We start from the raw sequence: 16,563 nt of genomic DNA, 5'->3' as shown, positions 1-16,563 counted from the left end.
AACCCACCCTCAACCCCTAGAACCCTTCCCCTTCTTACCCTTCAACCGCCGCAAACTCTTCTCAACCTCCCCACGCGCTGGATACAACAACTGCTGACTCAATGCACTTTCATACGCCTGTATCGCCCCCAACTTATCCCTCAACCCCACCAAGGCTCTCCCTAACCAGTAGTCAGCCATAGCCCCGTTAAACCCTCTCAATTCCTGACATCCCTCACCGCCAACTTTCCACCAGCGCTGACTAGCCCCAACATCCCCCAGCACCTGGTAACTCTCCGCCAGCCACAACGCCGTCGGCACGAATTGCAGAGAAATTCCCGCTGGTAACAACTTCCATCCTTTCTCCAACGCCTCCACCGCTTCTTGATGTTTAAGCGCCAAAGCCAACACCCGCCCATGACGAAACCAAGCATCAACTAACTGCGGCTGAAGTTTTGTGCCCTGCTCAGAAACACTACATCCTCGTTCAATCTCTTTGAAATGTTCCACCAACACCCGCCCCGCAGTCGCCCAAACACTCCAACGTTCAGGAAATCGTTTCAGCATCTGTTCTGCCACAAAACGCAATTCTTCCCAGCGTTTGGCAGCCGGTAAAATTTCACACAAGACCTGATAAATTGCACAATTATGGGGATACAGTTGATAAGCATTCGCCATCATCTGTGCTGCTTTTTGATATTCTCCCGTGTCGTATAAGCACCGGCCATAGTAATACCAACCATAAGGATAATTGGGGTGTTCGGTGGTAAACTCTGCTAACACCTCCACACCTTGCCGCCAATCTCCCCGGAAAATGTGATAATAGCCCAGAGAATTGTGAGCCTCAGCCCCATGAGGAGTTTGTAGCAGTAAAGAGGTAATCATCTTTTTCGTCAGTTTCCCCTCTTCACCAGAAACTAATCTCATCTGAAGACGTTGCTCAATTTGTCGTTGCAGTACCCTAAAATCATTCGGAAATAGAGCTATAAGCTTGCTCAACTGCTCTGTTGCGGCGCTCATATCCCCCACCGCCAGATTCGCATCTTGGCTGTAAATCAACGCCACAACATCATCTGGGTTGATTGCCAAAATTTGCTCCACAGCACTGAGCACGCCAAGATGATTTTCTATCTGCTGATACACCTGTGCCAAAGCCAGCCGGTGAACGACTTTTTCAGGTTCTAAATGAGTTGCTAAATTAAAGGCAATAATTGCTTTGTCACTCTCACCCCGACAAACTGCAATCAATCCCTTGATATGATGCTGAGTCGCTGCGTTTTCGGAACACGACAAGGCTTTTTCATAGACTTCTATTGCCTCTTTTTCTCGTTTCATTAGCTGCAATAGTTTCCCTAGTTGCAGCCGCACACCCCTTAATTGCGGTTGTCGCTCAATCACTTGATGATATTCGGCAACCGCTTGTTGCCAGTCTCCCATCTGGTAAAGCAAATTAGCTAGTTCTAACCTTTTTTTCCATCCTTGGGGATATTTCTGAACATACTTACTTAAAGTGTTCAATTTCTGCTCTTGTCTAGTTGGCTTTTCTTCTAAGAAAAAGTGAACATTCATCTCTAGCCCAGAAGATTGGCAGAACTGCACCAATGATGTGGCAAAGTATCCAGACATAATTTAGACTGGCTATATATAACGGGAAATAGAATAACTTACGTTGCTCAGATTATGTCTTAGTTACTCAAACTGAACAAGCTAAAAAAGATTAATTATTATTAAGAAAAATTAATGCGATCGCGTCAATCAATGGCTCTCTAGTAAACGAAAAGCGATATCTACGACGGGCGTTGGCTACGCACTCCGAAAAAAAGCGATCGCGCCCTTCGTCGAGTGGGCAAGATCGCTTTTTATTCAAGTTTTTGAACACTGAAATAGAGCAGCACTAAGTTGGTAATTTTCTTGCTTCTCTAAATATATTGTTTAGCTCATGGTAATTTTCTTGCTTCATCAAATATATTGTTTAGCTCATCGGAGTCCTTACGGTTGGCAGATTCCCCTATATCGTCTGCCCAAACTGTTAGCATTCTAAAACATAGCTTAACTGATAACACTTTTTGAGTGTTGCAGTGATCAAATAATCTTTTCTTCCTGTCTGCTGGATTCTTCCATATCTCGTCAAATGCTTTGAACGTGTCATATCCCCCAGGTACTTTACTCAGCATATCCCTGAACTGACCAGCAATTAAATAAGTATCTGGTGTTACATTTAACTGCCTAGAGGGAATACTTTCCACAGGAAGTTTTACCGTGTCTGACTGAAACTTTTCAGAGGTAATCGAGTTGGTAGCAGCAAAACTGCTTATGGATGTAGATGACCACAGGAGACTTGCCACGAGTGCGATCTGGATTTTGCGGGATGTACTCATTTTTTGTTAAGGAAGATGCAACTAATACATGGATTTTAAGCGGTTTTCTCTGACCGCTTATTTATTAGACGTTTTTCTACCCCAATTTGGGAATTTTTCGAGTTACGAGCAAATTTTCTCCCCAAAAATCCCCCCTCAACCCCTAGAACCCTTGCTCATCTTACCTTTGAGCCGCTGTAATATCGTCTAAACTTCCCCACAGGCGGGATAAACAACGGCTGACTCAACGCACTTTCATCTCCAGACGGGAAGAGTAGTAGAGATGTAGGAATGATGGGGTAAAGTTTCCAGACATAGTACGGTGACTTGATAGCTAATTTCTTCATCCTGGCTTTTTGGGGGAATTAGTGATTCCCAATTGCATTGGGGTTGAGACTTTTCTGGCAAAGGAATTACCAACTTTAAGGGGGGCGAGGAAGAATTTAGAGGAGTATCATCTTCACCGGCCAGATATTTGGTTAAATGCCTTCGCAGAATACGTCCGGCTTTGCTCACGCATTTGCGGACGTTTTCTTCAGAGCATAGAAATAGCTTGGCAATATCTTGATAAGATTTATTTTGGTAGTGGTATAAGACAAAAGTATCGCGGATTCTGAGAGGCAAGGAGTCAATTTTGTGGTGGATATATGCCTCCCATTCTAGGTTCATAATATTAGGTTCAGTAAATTCTAAGTTAGAATAAAGTGCTGGATTATCTTCAAGTTTAATCTCGTCTATGTTTTCAATTATTAGTGCATCTCGTTTCCGTTTTCGATGCAAATCTATGCAGAAGTTATAGAGAATTTTAGTTAACCAAGCTTTAGGATATTTAATTTGACTTCCATAGTTTTGCCATTCTGTCCAGGCTTTAAGCATTGCCTGACTCAATACTTCTTCGGCATCGAGTGGGTTTGAGTTCATCCACTTGAAACAGCAATGGGAAAGATAATCTTGATGCGCCTGCCATTCTTGCCAAAAAATTATATTTTTATCTTCTGTTTCATCCGACAGGATTGATGCAGCCACTGATTGAGAAGATGACCTGATTTTTTGAGTTCTATGGCTATTGCTTTCCATTTACAGCAGATTCCACATTTATGAAGTACACCCGCCTATCGTGAGCTTCCCCGTAGGGATACTCCAAGAGCCCAAGGAGTGTCAACTTAAGGTCAAACCCATAGTCCGGCGGGGGTTGAAACCCCGGCCTCAAAGCTAAAGTCCTCTAAAAGAGGACTGAAGAGAAGAATTTTCAACTCATTAGTCCTCTTTGAGAGGACTTTAGCTATTAGACAGGGGTTTCAACCCCTGGCGGACTCCGGGCCCACAGACGAACTTGGCGGGCTTTCAGGCTTAAGTTGACACCAATGGACACTGCCGTGTCCCTACAATTCACAAACCTCGAATACGCTGTATTTCAGCTTACACGGCTCCTCCTCTTCTTATCCCGAACTCAGGTTAATTAAGATTTAGCCATTTTTGAGCGTTAAGCCGCTGGACGACCCCAAACACCATGAGGTCTAGTGTTACCTTACGCTCATCTATCAAAAAAGGCTCTAAAGTGCTGGTTTTTGTCTTATTTTCCGCGCAGGAAAAGGCTCTTTGACTTTGAATATTTTCTTGAGGAAAATACAGGTTAAATTGGCGCTCTCCTTCTTGGAATTTACCAATTACCTGCCAGCAATCCCCGGCGGAACTCATGCCAAAAACGGGGAATTTTTGCTTGGTAAAACTCACCTCTAAATCCTTAACGCCCTGCTTAGTCAAAGCAGTTTGCAAAGCGGGCAAATAATCTTGTTGAATAAATTCCGCAAAGGGCTTGTCTTCAACAGCAGGTGCTTTTTCCTTTTTAGCTTTAGCTGGGGGCTTGTCGCCTTCGGCCTTGGCTGCGGGCTTTTTAGCAGCCGCCTGGGGCTTGTCAGTGCTGGGGAAGTCGCTTGTCTCGGCTGTGTCGGAACTCGGGGCGTTCTCGATCGAAGCACTGGGAGTTTCCGATTCGCCAGCGGTAGGATTTTTCGGTTCTTCTGACATTAACGCTTCCTGGTAAAAGTGATTGGGTAAGGAGTTGGGAGTTGAGCAAGCGGGCGATCGGCTCGATCGATCGCATACTTTTTATCGAAAACCAACCTGAGAGAATGGCTAGTCAAAAAAAATTGAACTGAAAACACTCTCACAGGGCGATCGCCCGCAAACATCACAACTCTTGAGATTATTCTAAATCTCAGCGACAGCTCGTTCAATCAAACGGCGGGCGAGAGTTTGAACACCGGTGTGTTCGTAGTAGTTGGTAGTCATGTCGAGGAATGCGCCCACGTAGTCCACCTTGTCTGCTGAAATATCTACAAAATTCTGCAAGTGGCCGAGTACGTTTTGGGGAGTCAAACCTCGATCGCTCACAAAAGAGCCCATCCAGCCAGAAACCGAGTTAAAGCTTTCGCCGATAAAGCCGAGTTGGCCTGCGGGAGAGCCCCCAGGAATCATGCCACCGATCGACTTAAAGACCGAATTATCTTGCAAATCGTTCGGGGAAAGCCTCTGAATCCAAGACTGAGTTGCCATGATAAAGTCCGGGCCCAGGGGAATCAAACCGTCAAAACAAACCAAAGCAGCCATCCGCATCAGGGATTCGCCGCCGTAGTCGCCCAAGGAAGCGGCAAAATCGCCGATGCTGTCGCCGGGAAGGCCGTTGATTTGGCAAAAAGCCAGCAACTCAGTGACTAACTTCAGAGAAAGGTCGATCGTTTGAGCTTTTTCCGGCTTGGGAGTGAGATTGCCCAGCAGGGACAAAAACGGCACATTTTGGGAGACTTTGTTAGCGAGGGCAGCAGTGCCCAAAGCCTTGTCGGCACTGTCAATAGTTTGGTAGAGCCAGAGAGCGCGCTGGTAGCCCTCAGATTTATCGTTGTAGAGGTAGATGGCGCGCTCGCCAATTTGCTGGATTAAATCTTCGTCTGTTTCGCCAGTAACGGTGCGAATGGTATTTTCAAAGCCAACTAAATTGTTCCACTCGCCGGGTACCACAAAGTCAAGCGCTCGTAGGGCTTTGACAGTCATGTTGTCTTGAGGCAGTTGATCGACTAATTCAAAGACTGTTTTGCTCACAAAAAACTCCTTATGCTGGAACGAAAATCAAAGGTATTACTTTTGGCAGATTGCAAAACTTCACAGTCTCATTGTGGCAGACTTAGTTCTGATAGCGCCAGACTGGAATCGGGCGCGGAGTGCGACAAGAGACATTGCTATTTGACGCGGGCGAGGCCGCCGAGGTTAAATTTTGACAGCCAAGCTTCGCGATCGCTAGCGGTAAAAGAGGGACTGCGCGATTGAACTTTCACCTGATAGCGATTTGCCACTAAAACAGCGGTACCATTAGCACCCTGATTAACGGCGGGATAGCCACTGATTTGCTTGGTACTTTGCTTAAATTTTGCACCTGCGCTGGGGTTGCCGGCGATGTCGCTAATCGAGAGCACCGCGACATTTTTACCGTCTTTGTTCAATTTAGCTTCAGCAAAACCGGATTTTTCTTGAGCAAAAACGCGATCGAATCCACCGCCAGAAGCCGGGAAGTATTTATTTAACTTACCGCCTGCAACTGCCTTCTTGGGCAGGTTTTGATTACTAGCACTTGATTTATCAGCAGTTGTCTGCTGTGCTTTACCAGGTTTTTGGGTGCTTTCCTGCTGAGCTTTGTCCCAGCGTGATTCGGTTTGGGTTTGACCGCAGGCGGTCACTAACAGCAGTACCGAGATCAGGAATGGAGCTAAAATTCTGCGTGCGGGGGAAAATTGCATCGCTGTCTCCTCATTAGTAGGTTTCCATAACAATTGTGGCTCAGAATTTGGCAATTTGTGTTCCCCGATCGGATGATTTGTCTTCTTGGCAAAAAAATCCTCTACCTACAGGCAGAGGATTTTTTGGCAATTACGAGTTTTGAAGGAAGAAAACTGAAAGATTGCTCCACAGATAAATTCTGGGGATGGGGGTAAAGAAACTAAGTTTTCTGATAGCCAGCAATCTCAAAACAATTTTTGCTGATTTTCCCTAGATTTATCTAGAAATTTCAGAGCGATTGTTCCTCAATCATCTTACTTCGGCTTTCCAACTTAGGTCTTACTTGAGGGGTAAGGATCAGGCGTCGCTTTCAATGTAGATAAACAACAAACCCATTACCACAACCGGCATCACCCAGGTAATTAGGGGAATCAAAATCCAAGGCAAGAAAGAGGCAGCGTAGGAACCTGTCATATCAAATTCTCCAAACTAAAGTTAGTGTGTTCCAACAGGGATATGTGGGAGTCGAGTCTAATTGTTGACTAAACCCCGGAAAATGGCATCAACGCCGTTAAAGTTTTCGAGTAAGAAGTAGGCAACAAAGACACCACCCATTCCACCAATGAAGAAACCACCGGTAAACTGGCTCCACCCTTCAGCATTTCTGAGGGCATCAGGGGTCATGGGATTAGCGCTAGGGTAGCTGGTGTTGTCTTGTTTGAAAGAGACTAAACCGTAAGCAGACATACCTAGTGTGCCAAGCAGAACTAAGACGAGGGCGGTATATAATCCTCCGAGATTAGCTGCTTCTGGATAATCCCGCAGGGGTCCGAAGACGATTTCGGGGCCGACGAGGAAATAACCGTGTGCCAAACCAATTTCTAGGCCTCGAATTAGGGGCGAGAGTCCTTTGCGGTAGACGGGCAAGTTCCCAATGAATGCTTTTGTGAAATCAGAAGCACTGATGGGAGTTGCGAGATGACCCGTGAAGGGGTCGCCGTTAAAGGGTTTAATCAGCTCTGCATCTCTGGGATCTGCCATATTCTCTTTTTCCTCGCTGTGCGTAAAAGTTGAGGCGTTCAAGTCATATTTTACGCAGGGACGTGTTTCCTATTTGCATAATTGGCAGCGAGCTTTAGAAAAGTTCACTATTCTTTAGTTTTTGGAAGAATTTTTCTTTTGCCTCTTATACCAGAAAGCGAGTCGATCGGGCGACACTCCCAGGAAATAAGCGAGGATTACTATTTGATTAATGGCGGTGGTTTTGATCACCCCAAGCTGCTGCCAGCGACGGGCGGATGTCAGCACTGGCTGGGGTACTATTTCAATGCGGCCTTGTTTTTTCAACCGCCGCACGAATTCAAAGTCTTCCATGAGGGGCAAGTCGGGAAAACCGCCGATTTGGTCAAAGGTAACTGCTTTGAGGAAAATGGCTTGATCGCCGTAGGGCATTTGCAGAAAGTTCGATCGCCAGTGTACCCCTGTTTCTACCAGCCGGAGGCTGAGCCTGCAGGCGTCAATCTTGAGTTCAAAGGCCCCCGCTACTGCAGACGGGTTAGCTAGTACCCGACGCGCGCAAGAGTCGTACCCGCGAGGCAACAGAGTGTCTGCGTGGAGAAACAGCAGGATATCTCCAGTAGCGGCGGCGGCACCTGCATTCATTTGGGTGGCGCGGCCTGGGGCGGTGCAGATAACTCGGACGCCCAAAGATTTTGCTATATCTGTAGTACCGTCGCTGCTGCCGCCGTCGGCGACAATTATTTCGACATTTTTGGCCTCAAGGGCGGTGGAGATGACTGAGGCAATTGTAGGTGCTTCGTTTAAGACTGGAACGATCAGGGAAATTTTGAGATTGGAATTTTCTGGCGACAACATACAGAATTAAGCAGCCCGTGAGAGAGAGCGGGTTTTGTACAAAGCTGATTTTGCCCATTTCTGCCCCCGGGCTCGCCCCTACATTTTGCCTTAACGTGGGAGAAGTTTGGTAAAAAACAAAGCTATTAGTCGCTCATTTTTTACACCGGCCCCGCGCCTACATTGGGCTTTCCTGTGGCAGGGCGGGTTTTGTACAAAGCCGATCTGTTAGTTGCTAATTTAGTTGGTAATTTTTGGCTTTTTCTCGCGCCTGGGACTATTGTCCCAAGCGCTGTCTAACTGCTACTGAGATTCAGCATTTGGTTAGACAAATACAATTACTATATTATGACGTTCTGGTTTCACAATCAAGTATTTTTATCCAATTATATATGACAATTTTTAATACTTAATCGACGTTAAATAGACTTTAGTTATTTAAACATATTAATATCTAAACCGAGGAGATCTTCGGGTCGATCGATATCTGCAAGAGTGGGAAGATAAGCAATATTGAGGTCGAGTTTTTGGGCGATCGCCCGCGTACAAGCCAATACTTCACTGGTTCCCCAGTCAATGCCACCGAACAATTCCGGTATCGATCGCCGCAGCCCGATGAGATAATAACCTCCGTCTTTTGCCGGGCCCAAAACTAAATCGTGCTGGCTCAATTCCTCAAAAGCTTGTGCCATGATTTCTGCTTTCAAACCCGGACAATCAGTGCCGATAATTGCTGTTTTCTCAACCCCTGAATTAAAAGAGTTTTGAAACGCTGCTGTCATTCTGGCGCCCAAATCACCGTCTATTTGATTTTTACAAAAAATATCACTTCCCAACCACTCTTGCATCAGTTGTTGGCTGCCGCCGGATCGGTGAATTTCTACCGATAATCGGCGGGTTTTTTCCAGAGAGAGAGCGCAGGCGATCGTCCGTTGGGCCATCAAGCGGTGAAGGTTGGCAGCACCTGCTTTTCCCAGCACCGGAATTAGTCGAGTTTTGGTTGTTCCGGGTTCGGGATAGCGGGTGAAAACAATCAGTTTTTCTAAAATCATCGATTGTCCATAATTTTTAAATAAATGACCTAATGCAGTGCTGGAACCACGCGGGGCTAAAAACCCGGTTTCTGTGGCGAGCATCCGCAATTTTTCGGAGAAACCGGTTTTTTCGCGTCCATGATTACTAATTTAATCCGTGGATTCCACCCATCCTAAAATACTGTCAACTGTCAACTGACAACTGTCAACAGTCAACCGTTAGCTCATTTCTAGCATTCGTTGGATGGGCTGCAAAGCTGCTAGTTGAATATCTAGAGGCATGGTAATTTCAGGGGTTTGATTTTTCATAGCTAGATACAATTTTTCCAAGGTATTTAATCTCATGTGCGGGCATTCGTTGCAAGCACAACTATTATTGTTGGGAGGAGCGGGGATGAAGCGTTTGTGCGGAGCTTGCTTTTGCATTTGGTGAATGATTCCCGGTTCAGTCGCGACAATAAAAGCTGGGCTGGAACTAGCTTGAGAATATTTGAGCAAAGCAGTGGTGGAGCCGATGTAATTGGCGTGGCGCAGCACGGGAGGTTCGCATTCTGGGTGGGCAATTATTTCGGCTTCGGGATTTTCGATTTTGAGTTGAACTATCTTTTTTTCTGAGAAGTTTTCGTGGACGATGCAAGCTCCTTGCCAAATCTCCATGTTTCTGCCGGTTTGTTCCATGACGTAGCGGCCGAGATTGCGATCGGGTCCAAAAATTATCGGCTGATTTTCGGGAATTTGGTTGACAATTTTAACCGCGTTAGAACTGGTGCAAATTATATCGCTCATTGCCTTAATTGCGGCGGTACAATTAATGTAGGAAATTACCAAATGTCCTGGTCGATCGGCTTTGAAAGCTGCAAAGGCTTCGGGAGGGCAACTGTCGGCGAGGGAACACCCAGCATTTAAGTCGGGCAACAATACTAATTTGTCGGGATTGAGAATTTTTGCGGTTTCAGCCATGAAATGAACTCCGGCAAAAACTATGACATCGGCGCTGGTGTTGGCGGCTTTGCGGGCAAGTTCTAGGGAGTCGCCAATGAAGTCTGCGATGTCTTGAATCTCGGAGTCTTGGTAATAGTGGGCGAGAATGACGGCGTTTAACTCTTGTTTGAGGGCGTTAATGGCTGCAAACAAGTCGTCGGGCAGTCGGGTTTGAGTAAAGTTCGGAGCAGGTGCGGTGGTAAACACAGTTAGAATATTCCGGGGAAGGTGGCGAAGACAGCTAAAGTGTATTTTGAATTATAGTTGAATTCACCAAAAAGTGCTGGCTGTTCAGTGGAACCAATCTAATATCTAAAATCTAAAATCCAAAATATGCTGTGGGAGAGTGCAAAAATGGGTCGCTGTTTCTTATGCTGAGTAAGAAGGGGCTAGGGATCGATCGCACATGACAAATCACATGAATGAGGCTAAATCTATCAAAATTGCGGTGGTGGGGGATGTTCACGATCGCTGGGAACCTGAAGACGGCGAGGCCCTGAAGCATCTGGGCGTTGATTTGGTGCTGTTTGTGGGGGATTTTGGCAATGAGTCGGTGGAGGTGGTGCGGGCGATCTCCCAATTGGACATTCCGAAAGCAGCGGTGTTTGGGAACCACGACGCTTGGTACACGGCGACAGAGTGGGGCCGCAGTCAGTGTCCTTACGATCGCACTCAAGAAAATTGGGTAAAACAGCAGTTAGATTTAATGGGAGAAGCTCACGTCGGTTACGGGAAACGGGATTTTCCCGAATTGGGCGTAACTGTGGTAGGAAGCCGCCCGTTTACTTGGGGGGGATCGGAGTGGAAGTACGGGGATTTTTACTCGGAGTGGTTTGGGGTAGAAAGTTTTGAGGAGTCGGCGCGGCGAATTGCAGGGGCTGCGGCGGATGCCGATTGCGAAAATGTGATTTTTTTGGGTCACACGGGCCCGACGGGGTTAGGAGACGCTCCTGAAGACCCCTGCGGGCGAGATTGGAAGCCGCTGGGAGGGGATTGGGGCGACCCGGATTTTGCGGAGGCGATCGATCGAACTCGGAGTTCTGGGAAGCACATACCGCTGGTAACTTTTGGTCATATGCACCACAAACTGCGGCACACGAAGCACGAGTTGCGGAAGTCGCTGGAGGTGAGTGCGGAGGGTACGGTGTATTTGAATGCCGCCAGCGTACCGCGAATTGTGGAGAGAGAGTGCTCGAAATTGCGGAATTTCTCGATCGTCCTGCTGGAAAATGGAGCAGTGTCGGAAGTGTCGCTGGTATGGGTAGGCGAAGATTTCGGGGTAGAAAGAGAACAAATTCTTTATCGGCGCACAGAATCTGCGGCTATTTGTAGTTAGAGACATTTGCTGGTATGATAAAACTTATGCGCCAGGAGAGGTGGCAGAGTGGTCGAATGCGCTCGGCTTGAAACCGAGTGTGGCAGTGATGTCACCGTGGGTTCAAATCCCACCCTCTCCGTTGAACAATTCTCTTGCCTGTTAAGGGTTTCAGGTTAACTACATAGCAAGAAAAACCGTTTTCCGCTCAACTTTCGCGCTAATGGTTTTCTAATATGTCCAAAACCGCCTCCATATCTGCCAAGTCTGCCCCGGACTTTTTGCGTCTGTTTTTCAACTGATTGAGCAAGTCGGCCGCTTCTGGCAACTCGCTGGCAGTGGCTGATTTTTGTTTCAGGTCGGCGAGCTGTGTTTCCATTTTCTCACGATCGGCGCGCTCGGTCGTAAGTTGCGATCGCACTTCTGCTAATTCTTGCCTGAGCTTATTGGTGATGTGGGTACTAGATTCTAGAAGCTTGGCGTAGTCCGCGCGGGCTTCTGCTAATTCTTGTTCAAGGTCATCTGTTCTCCGCTTATTGCAACTGGCGTTGCTGAATGGGGGTATGATTTAGGAATCCTGTGCGGTGAGTAATGCTCGCTCGGAATAATTAATTGAACATGGAACGGGAACATCATTAAACTTGAGGTAATGAATAAGTAGCTTAATTGAATATCTGAGCATTCTTTCTGATGCCAGAATAACAAAGAGTTTTTCGTTTTAATCGAGCCAGATAATGCCTTAATCTTGTGTTTTCACCTTCTGCAAGTCATGTAAGTTTTGGATATAATTTGGTCTCCATCTGGAATAAACATTGGATCAACTTTCGGGCCATCTGTCACATAAAAATAACATCCCCATTTACTAACTACATCCCACAAAGGTTCAAATGTTTTAGCACGCTCGGTCTCCTAATACCCCTCCTAGAATACCTGGTCTAAAGTGGTCTACTACTGTCCACACCCCTTTTTTTTTGATCCGATAAAAGTTTGTAGTTCATCTAGTTCTCCTACTTCGGGAATTATCTCGGGAGCGTAAGCCGATGGTAGCAATTTTCCAACTTGCTTGACCCAATTAATTCTTGTCCTGTGAGGCACGCATTTTACTCTCTCTATCGCCCGAAAACCCATTCCCTCGATCTACATTTTTAGGCATTCATATTTAACTTCTTGTTCGTAGCCACGGTGGCTTTGATAGCAATCTATAAATTGCCTGTCACAGTCAACATAAATATAATTTTGCTTGCCTTTTTTGTGACCATTTTTATTAACATGAGTTAACTTACATTCGGGACATTTCATTGTCTTTCACTTTCAGTTAGTTGGTTTTTATGAATCCCTCGCTCCATTTATCATACCTCAATTCAGCAACGCCAGATTTGTTCCATCGGCTCGGGAGCGGTGGAATCGACGGTCAAACAAATAGACAGAAGGTTGAAAATTTCTGGGACTCAATGGTTGAAAAAAAATGTCAATCAAATGCTAAAATTTCGTTGTGCCTACCTCAACGACCTCTTAGGAATGAGAATTAAATAACTTCCACTCTTGAAAGTGGGATGGGCGTCCCGCCCGTCGAAAAAGGACGGGCGGGACGCCCATCCCACAATAACAATTAAAATTGTAAGTTATTTAATTCGCGATCCTTAGCCATTTGAGGCTTTTGCAAAACCGGGATGTTCCCGTTGCAAAAGCCCTCGTCGAGCTCACGTTTACTATGAGTAAAAGCGTGTATCTAAAAAAAAATAGGCTAGCCATATTTCACAGCGCCTATCTCTATCCAAATTTTAATGGTTCCCCGCAACGCCGTCTTACCTCAGCTTTTGACCTGGTATTTTACCAGGTGGGTACCGTTGGCTCGGACTTAAAGTTTCTGGGTACAAGCCCAGTTTACTGCTGTCCAAACATCTTGATTCCCGAGAGTTAAGAGTTATAGATCAAAAAAACATTATTGGCAGTCACCAACGTCGCAGTAGAACCTTTATGTGAACAAACCTGACTGTCAACTGAGTACAGTTAGACCGCAGGCTTCTTTTTCCTTTTTTTCAAAGGCTTTTTATAGTGAGGTAGTTCCACCCCCACTTGCTAATATAGTATCAGAGTATTTCCAGATTATCAAGGGATATACAGAAATAATTGTCGCTTTGGGTACCTACACCCGACGAGCCTTTCATCCCAAGGAGTAATTCCCAACGGGGTACTTCGCGCAGCGCTCAGATTAATCGCCTTTAAATATACCGAGGGACTTCCCGGCTGGTAGTTAATATATACCAACTAACCCGATTTTGGCAAGCTGCGAGCAATTTAACTTGCATACCAGATGGATTCTACGGTTTGAGCGATCGCCGCTGCTGACGATCGCCCCTGAGCCACCAAGTCCGCGTCGAACACAACTGTAACGTGACCGAGTTTGCGGCCCGGACGCGATACTTTCTTACCATACCAATGGACAAAAGCACCGCTAATTTGTGCCAGTTGTTTTCTTTTGGCTAAATAATCGGACTGGGCCGACTCGTAGCCTAGCAAATTTACCATGACAGCGCCTGCACATTTCAGAGCCGAATTACCTAAAGGCAGTTGACAAACTGCGCGCAAATGCTGTTCAAATTGTGAAGTTTCGCAGGCATCGATCGTAAAATGTCCCGAGTTGTGGGTGCGGGGTGCAATTTCATTGACTAACAGCTTATTGTCGGCGGTTAAAAATAATTCAATGCCGAATACGCCGACAGCTTGCAAACTGTTGAGGAGAGTGCGGGCGATCGCACAAGCTTCCGTTTTCACATCTAAACTAATATCAGCGGGCGCAATCACCAGATGACAAACCTGATTTTGCTGCTGAGTTTCCACTATCGGATAAATCGCAATTTCGCCATTTGCCGATCGAGCTGCAATCACAGCCAACTCGCGATCGAACGGCACAAACTCTTCCACTAGCAAAGACTGACCCTCTATCTTAGCACGAATTGACTCAAAACTCCCCCGATCGTTAACAATAAAAGTACCTTGGCCGTCATAACCGTGGCGGCGAACTTTGACGACAAAGGGAAAGTCGATCGATCCAGCATCCGAGTCTCCTTCCATCTGCACCCTGTCGGAAACAGAAATTGCCCGAAAGTCGATCGCCACCGCCTTAAACAATTCCGGGGGCAAATCCGCGCTGCAATCCCATTCCCAAAACCTCGGAGTTGGCAAACCCAAACCTTGTAAATAACAGCGCTGAACGTACTTATCCAACAAAGGAGAAAGCGACGACAAACTCGGCTGAAATAAAACACCTTGCCGTTCTAGCGGCCGCAAACCATCCAAATCCACAAACTCATTTTCAAAAGTAATAACATCGCAGCCAGCAGCCAATTGAGCCGTAGCTAAAACATCATCAACAGCCGCCAAAACAGCACCAGCAGCCACAGAAACTGCCGGGTCAGTAGCATTAGGAGTTTGTACTACCAATTCAATACCGAGTGCCCTAGCAGCATCCCCCATCATCGAAGCTAGCTGGCCCCCGCCGACAACGCCCACCCGCTTAAATTTGGCCGACAAACTCGCAGCGGTTTGATTTGATTTCATGTGAGTAAAATTCCGCAAAGTCAACCTGCCTATCTTATCGCTATTTGGCCCTAGCTAAATTACAGTAATTGAAGAGTTAAAAGCCAAAAAATAGTTTTAATTGCATGATTAAATCGAGGCAGAACCCAGAAAAATTGGGCAGCTAAAGTCTTTAATTATTGCACGCTCCCAGCCATTGAGAAACAGCCGTCGAAGCCCACTCCTCCAGAAAAGTGCCACATCTAGCAATTCCCTAGCGCCAAGCATGGCATAATTGACAGCACTGCAAAAAGCAGATAGACAGATGCCAACACTGAAAATCAGACATTCAGGGAACAAAATTTATAGGTGAGGATACTGTGAAAGTTTTAGTTGTGGGAAACGGAGGTCGCGAACACGCGATCGCAAAAAAACTGCTAGAATCTACGCGGATTAAACAAGTATTCTGCGTACCGGGCAACGGCGGCACAGCTACCACCCCAGGCTGTCAGAATCTGTCGCTCAACATCGACGACTTCCAAGGCATCGAACGCTTTGTGATGGTCAACAACATCGGATTAGTCATCGTCGGCCCCGAATTGCCCCTATCGCTAGGCATCGCCGACTATTTCCAACAGCGAAAAATGATGATTTTCGGCCCCACCAAAGCCGGCGCCCAAATTGAATCCAGCAAATCCTGGGCCAAAGAACTGATGCTCGAAGCAGGCATCCCCACACCCAAAGCTGCCGTATTTACAGACGCAGAAGCAGCCAAAGCATACGTTCTGGAACAAGGAACCCCAATAGTCATCAAAGCAGACGGACTCGCATCAGGCAAAGGAGTCACCGTTGCCACCACCGTCAAAATGGCTCACAGCGCCATCAACACCATTTTCAGAGGCGAATTCGGCACAGACAACATCCGAGTCGTCGTCGAAGAATTCTTAACAGGTCAAGAAGTCTCGATTCTCGCCCTCACCGACGGCATCACAGTGGAACCGTTGCTGCCGGCCCAAGACCACAAAGCTATCGGCGAAGGCGACAAGGGAGCCAACACCGGGGGTATGGGAGCCTACGCCCCAGCGCCCATCGTCACCCCGGAACTCATGGAAAGGATTCAAGAAGAAATTCTCGAACCCACCCTCTCCGCACTGCAAAAACGCAAAATCGACTACCGGGGTGTACTCTACGCAGGTTTAATGATTACCCCCGACGGAGAACCCAAAGTCTTAGAATTCAACTGCCGTTTCGGAGATCCCGAAACTCAAGCGGTTTTGTCACTGCTGGAAACTCCTTTAGAAGATTTGGTGCTGGCCTGCTGTCAGCAGCGTCTCGGTGAATATTCTATTCGCTGGAAGTCGGGGGGCTCTGTTTGCGTAGTTTTGGCTTCTGGGGGCTATCCTGGAAGTTATCAAAAAGGCAAAGTTATTACAGGTATCGAGGAAGCTGAAGCCAAAGGAGCAGAAGTGTTTCACGCAGGCACCCAGTTGAAGCACCAGGAGTTGGTGAGCGACGGAGGCCGGGTTTTGGGCGTCACTGCGACGGGAGAAACTTTGGAACAAGCTATCTCCAAAGCTTATGCAGCAGTGGATTGCATCCAATTTGAAGGGGTCTACTGCCGGCGGGACATCGGCCGCCGAGCACTGGGCGATAAAAATTAGGAATTGCGGCATCGGCCGCCATCCGAAAGCCAAGCAATCTCAATGTAGAAATGTAACAATGAAGTTTGGTCTCTCTGCGGTGGCGGTAGCGG

The 16,563-nt window shown here is 46.8% G+C and carries 15 protein-coding genes, 1 tRNA gene, 1 other RNA gene and 2 pseudogenes; 4 read left to right on the top strand and 15 right to left on the bottom strand.

Going from position 1 to position 16,563, the window contains the following annotated elements:
* Positions 1-9: 9 nt before the first annotated feature.
* The 11 genes from QT992_RS16760 to nadA form a co-directional block, all read right to left on the bottom strand.
* Positions 10-1,605, bottom strand: a complete 1,596-nt coding sequence (locus QT992_RS16760; RefSeq protein WP_333377349.1) for a tetratricopeptide repeat protein — start codon at positions 1,603-1,605, stop codon at positions 10-12.
* A gap of 311 nt (positions 1,606-1,916) precedes the next feature.
* Positions 1,917-2,357: a hypothetical protein gene (locus QT992_RS16755; RefSeq protein ID WP_333377346.1), complete on the bottom strand. Its 441-nt coding sequence runs from the start codon at positions 2,355-2,357 to the stop codon at positions 1,917-1,919.
* 234 nt (positions 2,358-2,591) lie between these two features.
* Positions 2,592-3,413, bottom strand: a complete 822-nt coding sequence (locus QT992_RS16750) for a sigma-70 family RNA polymerase sigma factor (protein ID WP_333377344.1) — start codon at positions 3,411-3,413, stop codon at positions 2,592-2,594.
* Positions 3,414-3,791: 378 nt separating this feature from the next.
* Positions 3,792-4,364, bottom strand: coding sequence for a DUF2996 domain-containing protein (locus QT992_RS16745; protein WP_333299244.1), 573 nt, complete (start codon positions 4,362-4,364; stop codon positions 3,792-3,794).
* A 183-nt stretch (positions 4,365-4,547) separates the two neighbouring features.
* Positions 4,548-5,435, bottom strand: a complete 888-nt coding sequence (locus QT992_RS16740; protein WP_333377342.1) for a hypothetical protein — start codon at positions 5,433-5,435, stop codon at positions 4,548-4,550.
* 137 nt (positions 5,436-5,572) lie between these two features.
* Complete coding sequence (locus QT992_RS16735) at positions 5,573-6,127, bottom strand: hypothetical protein (protein ID WP_333338283.1); 555 nt, start codon at positions 6,125-6,127, stop codon at positions 5,573-5,575.
* 337 nt (positions 6,128-6,464) lie between these two features.
* Positions 6,465-6,581 (bottom strand): photosystem I reaction center subunit VIII, encoded by a 117-nt coding sequence (locus QT992_RS16730; protein WP_333042098.1) that lies wholly within the window; start codon positions 6,579-6,581, stop codon positions 6,465-6,467.
* Between the two features lie 57 nt (positions 6,582-6,638).
* Positions 6,639-7,148 carry a photosystem I reaction center protein subunit XI gene (locus QT992_RS16725; RefSeq protein ID WP_333081456.1) on the bottom strand — a complete coding sequence of 170 codons (510 nt, stop codon included), beginning with the start codon at positions 7,146-7,148 and terminating at the stop codon, positions 6,639-6,641.
* Between the two features lie 114 nt (positions 7,149-7,262).
* A complete protein-coding gene (locus QT992_RS16720) occupies positions 7,263-7,982 on the bottom strand; it encodes a TIGR04283 family arsenosugar biosynthesis glycosyltransferase (RefSeq protein ID WP_445305340.1) in 720 nt (239 codons plus the stop codon).
* Between the two features lie 413 nt (positions 7,983-8,395).
* Complete coding sequence (locus QT992_RS16715) at positions 8,396-9,013, bottom strand: TIGR04282 family arsenosugar biosynthesis glycosyltransferase (protein WP_333316703.1); 618 nt, start codon at positions 9,011-9,013, stop codon at positions 8,396-8,398.
* Positions 9,014-9,214: 201 nt separating this feature from the next.
* Positions 9,215-10,183, bottom strand: a complete 969-nt coding sequence (gene nadA / locus QT992_RS16710; RefSeq protein WP_333316629.1) for a quinolinate synthase NadA — start codon at positions 10,181-10,183, stop codon at positions 9,215-9,217.
* Positions 10,184-10,382: 199 nt separating this feature from the next.
* Here nadA and QT992_RS16705 point away from each other — a divergent pair, with 199 nt between their 5' ends.
* Both QT992_RS16705 and QT992_RS16700 read left to right on the top strand, forming a co-directional pair.
* Positions 10,383-11,312, top strand: coding sequence for a TIGR04168 family protein (locus QT992_RS16705; protein ID WP_333316627.1), 930 nt, complete (start codon positions 10,383-10,385; stop codon positions 11,310-11,312).
* A 34-nt stretch (positions 11,313-11,346) separates the two neighbouring features.
* Positions 11,347-11,433, top strand: a tRNA-Ser gene (locus tag QT992_RS16700).
* Between the two features lie 78 nt (positions 11,434-11,511).
* Here the strand turns inward: QT992_RS16700 and QT992_RS16695 are convergent.
* Positions 11,512-11,670, bottom strand: a complete 159-nt coding sequence (locus tag QT992_RS16695) for a hypothetical protein (RefSeq protein ID WP_333289107.1) — start codon at positions 11,668-11,670, stop codon at positions 11,512-11,514.
* 189 nt (positions 11,671-11,859) lie between these two features.
* A pseudogene (locus tag QT992_RS16690) lies at positions 11,860-12,590 on the bottom strand (IS1 family transposase).
* 63 nt (positions 12,591-12,653) lie between these two features.
* On the opposite strand from QT992_RS16690, the pseudogene QT992_RS16685 reads away from it, so the two are divergent.
* Positions 12,654-12,824: pseudogene (locus QT992_RS16685) on the top strand (ISKra4 family transposase); the annotation flags it as partial.
* A 252-nt stretch (positions 12,825-13,076) separates the two neighbouring features.
* Here QT992_RS16685 and ssrS read toward each other — a convergent pair.
* Both ssrS and QT992_RS16675 read right to left on the bottom strand, forming a co-directional pair.
* Positions 13,077-13,264, bottom strand: a non-coding RNA gene (gene ssrS / locus QT992_RS16680) — 6S RNA.
* 325 nt (positions 13,265-13,589) lie between these two features.
* Positions 13,590-14,852: a 5-(carboxyamino)imidazole ribonucleotide synthase gene (locus QT992_RS16675; RefSeq protein ID WP_333341697.1), complete on the bottom strand. Its 1,263-nt coding sequence runs from the start codon at positions 14,850-14,852 to the stop codon at positions 13,590-13,592.
* A gap of 338 nt (positions 14,853-15,190) precedes the next feature.
* On the opposite strand from QT992_RS16675, the gene purD reads away from it, so the two are divergent.
* Complete coding sequence (purD, locus tag QT992_RS16670; protein ID WP_333316624.1) at positions 15,191-16,471, top strand: phosphoribosylamine--glycine ligase; 1,281 nt, start codon at positions 15,191-15,193, stop codon at positions 16,469-16,471.
* Positions 16,472-16,563 lie beyond the last annotated feature (92 nt).

The sequence above is a fragment of the Microcoleus sp. T3_D1 genome, from assembly GCF_036700405.1.
In the GTDB taxonomy this organism is placed as follows: Bacteria; Cyanobacteriota; Cyanobacteriia; order Cyanobacteriales; family Microcoleaceae; genus Microcoleus.
Note: the sequence above shows the minus strand (reverse complement) of the source record. Positions and strands in the feature narration are given on the sequence as shown.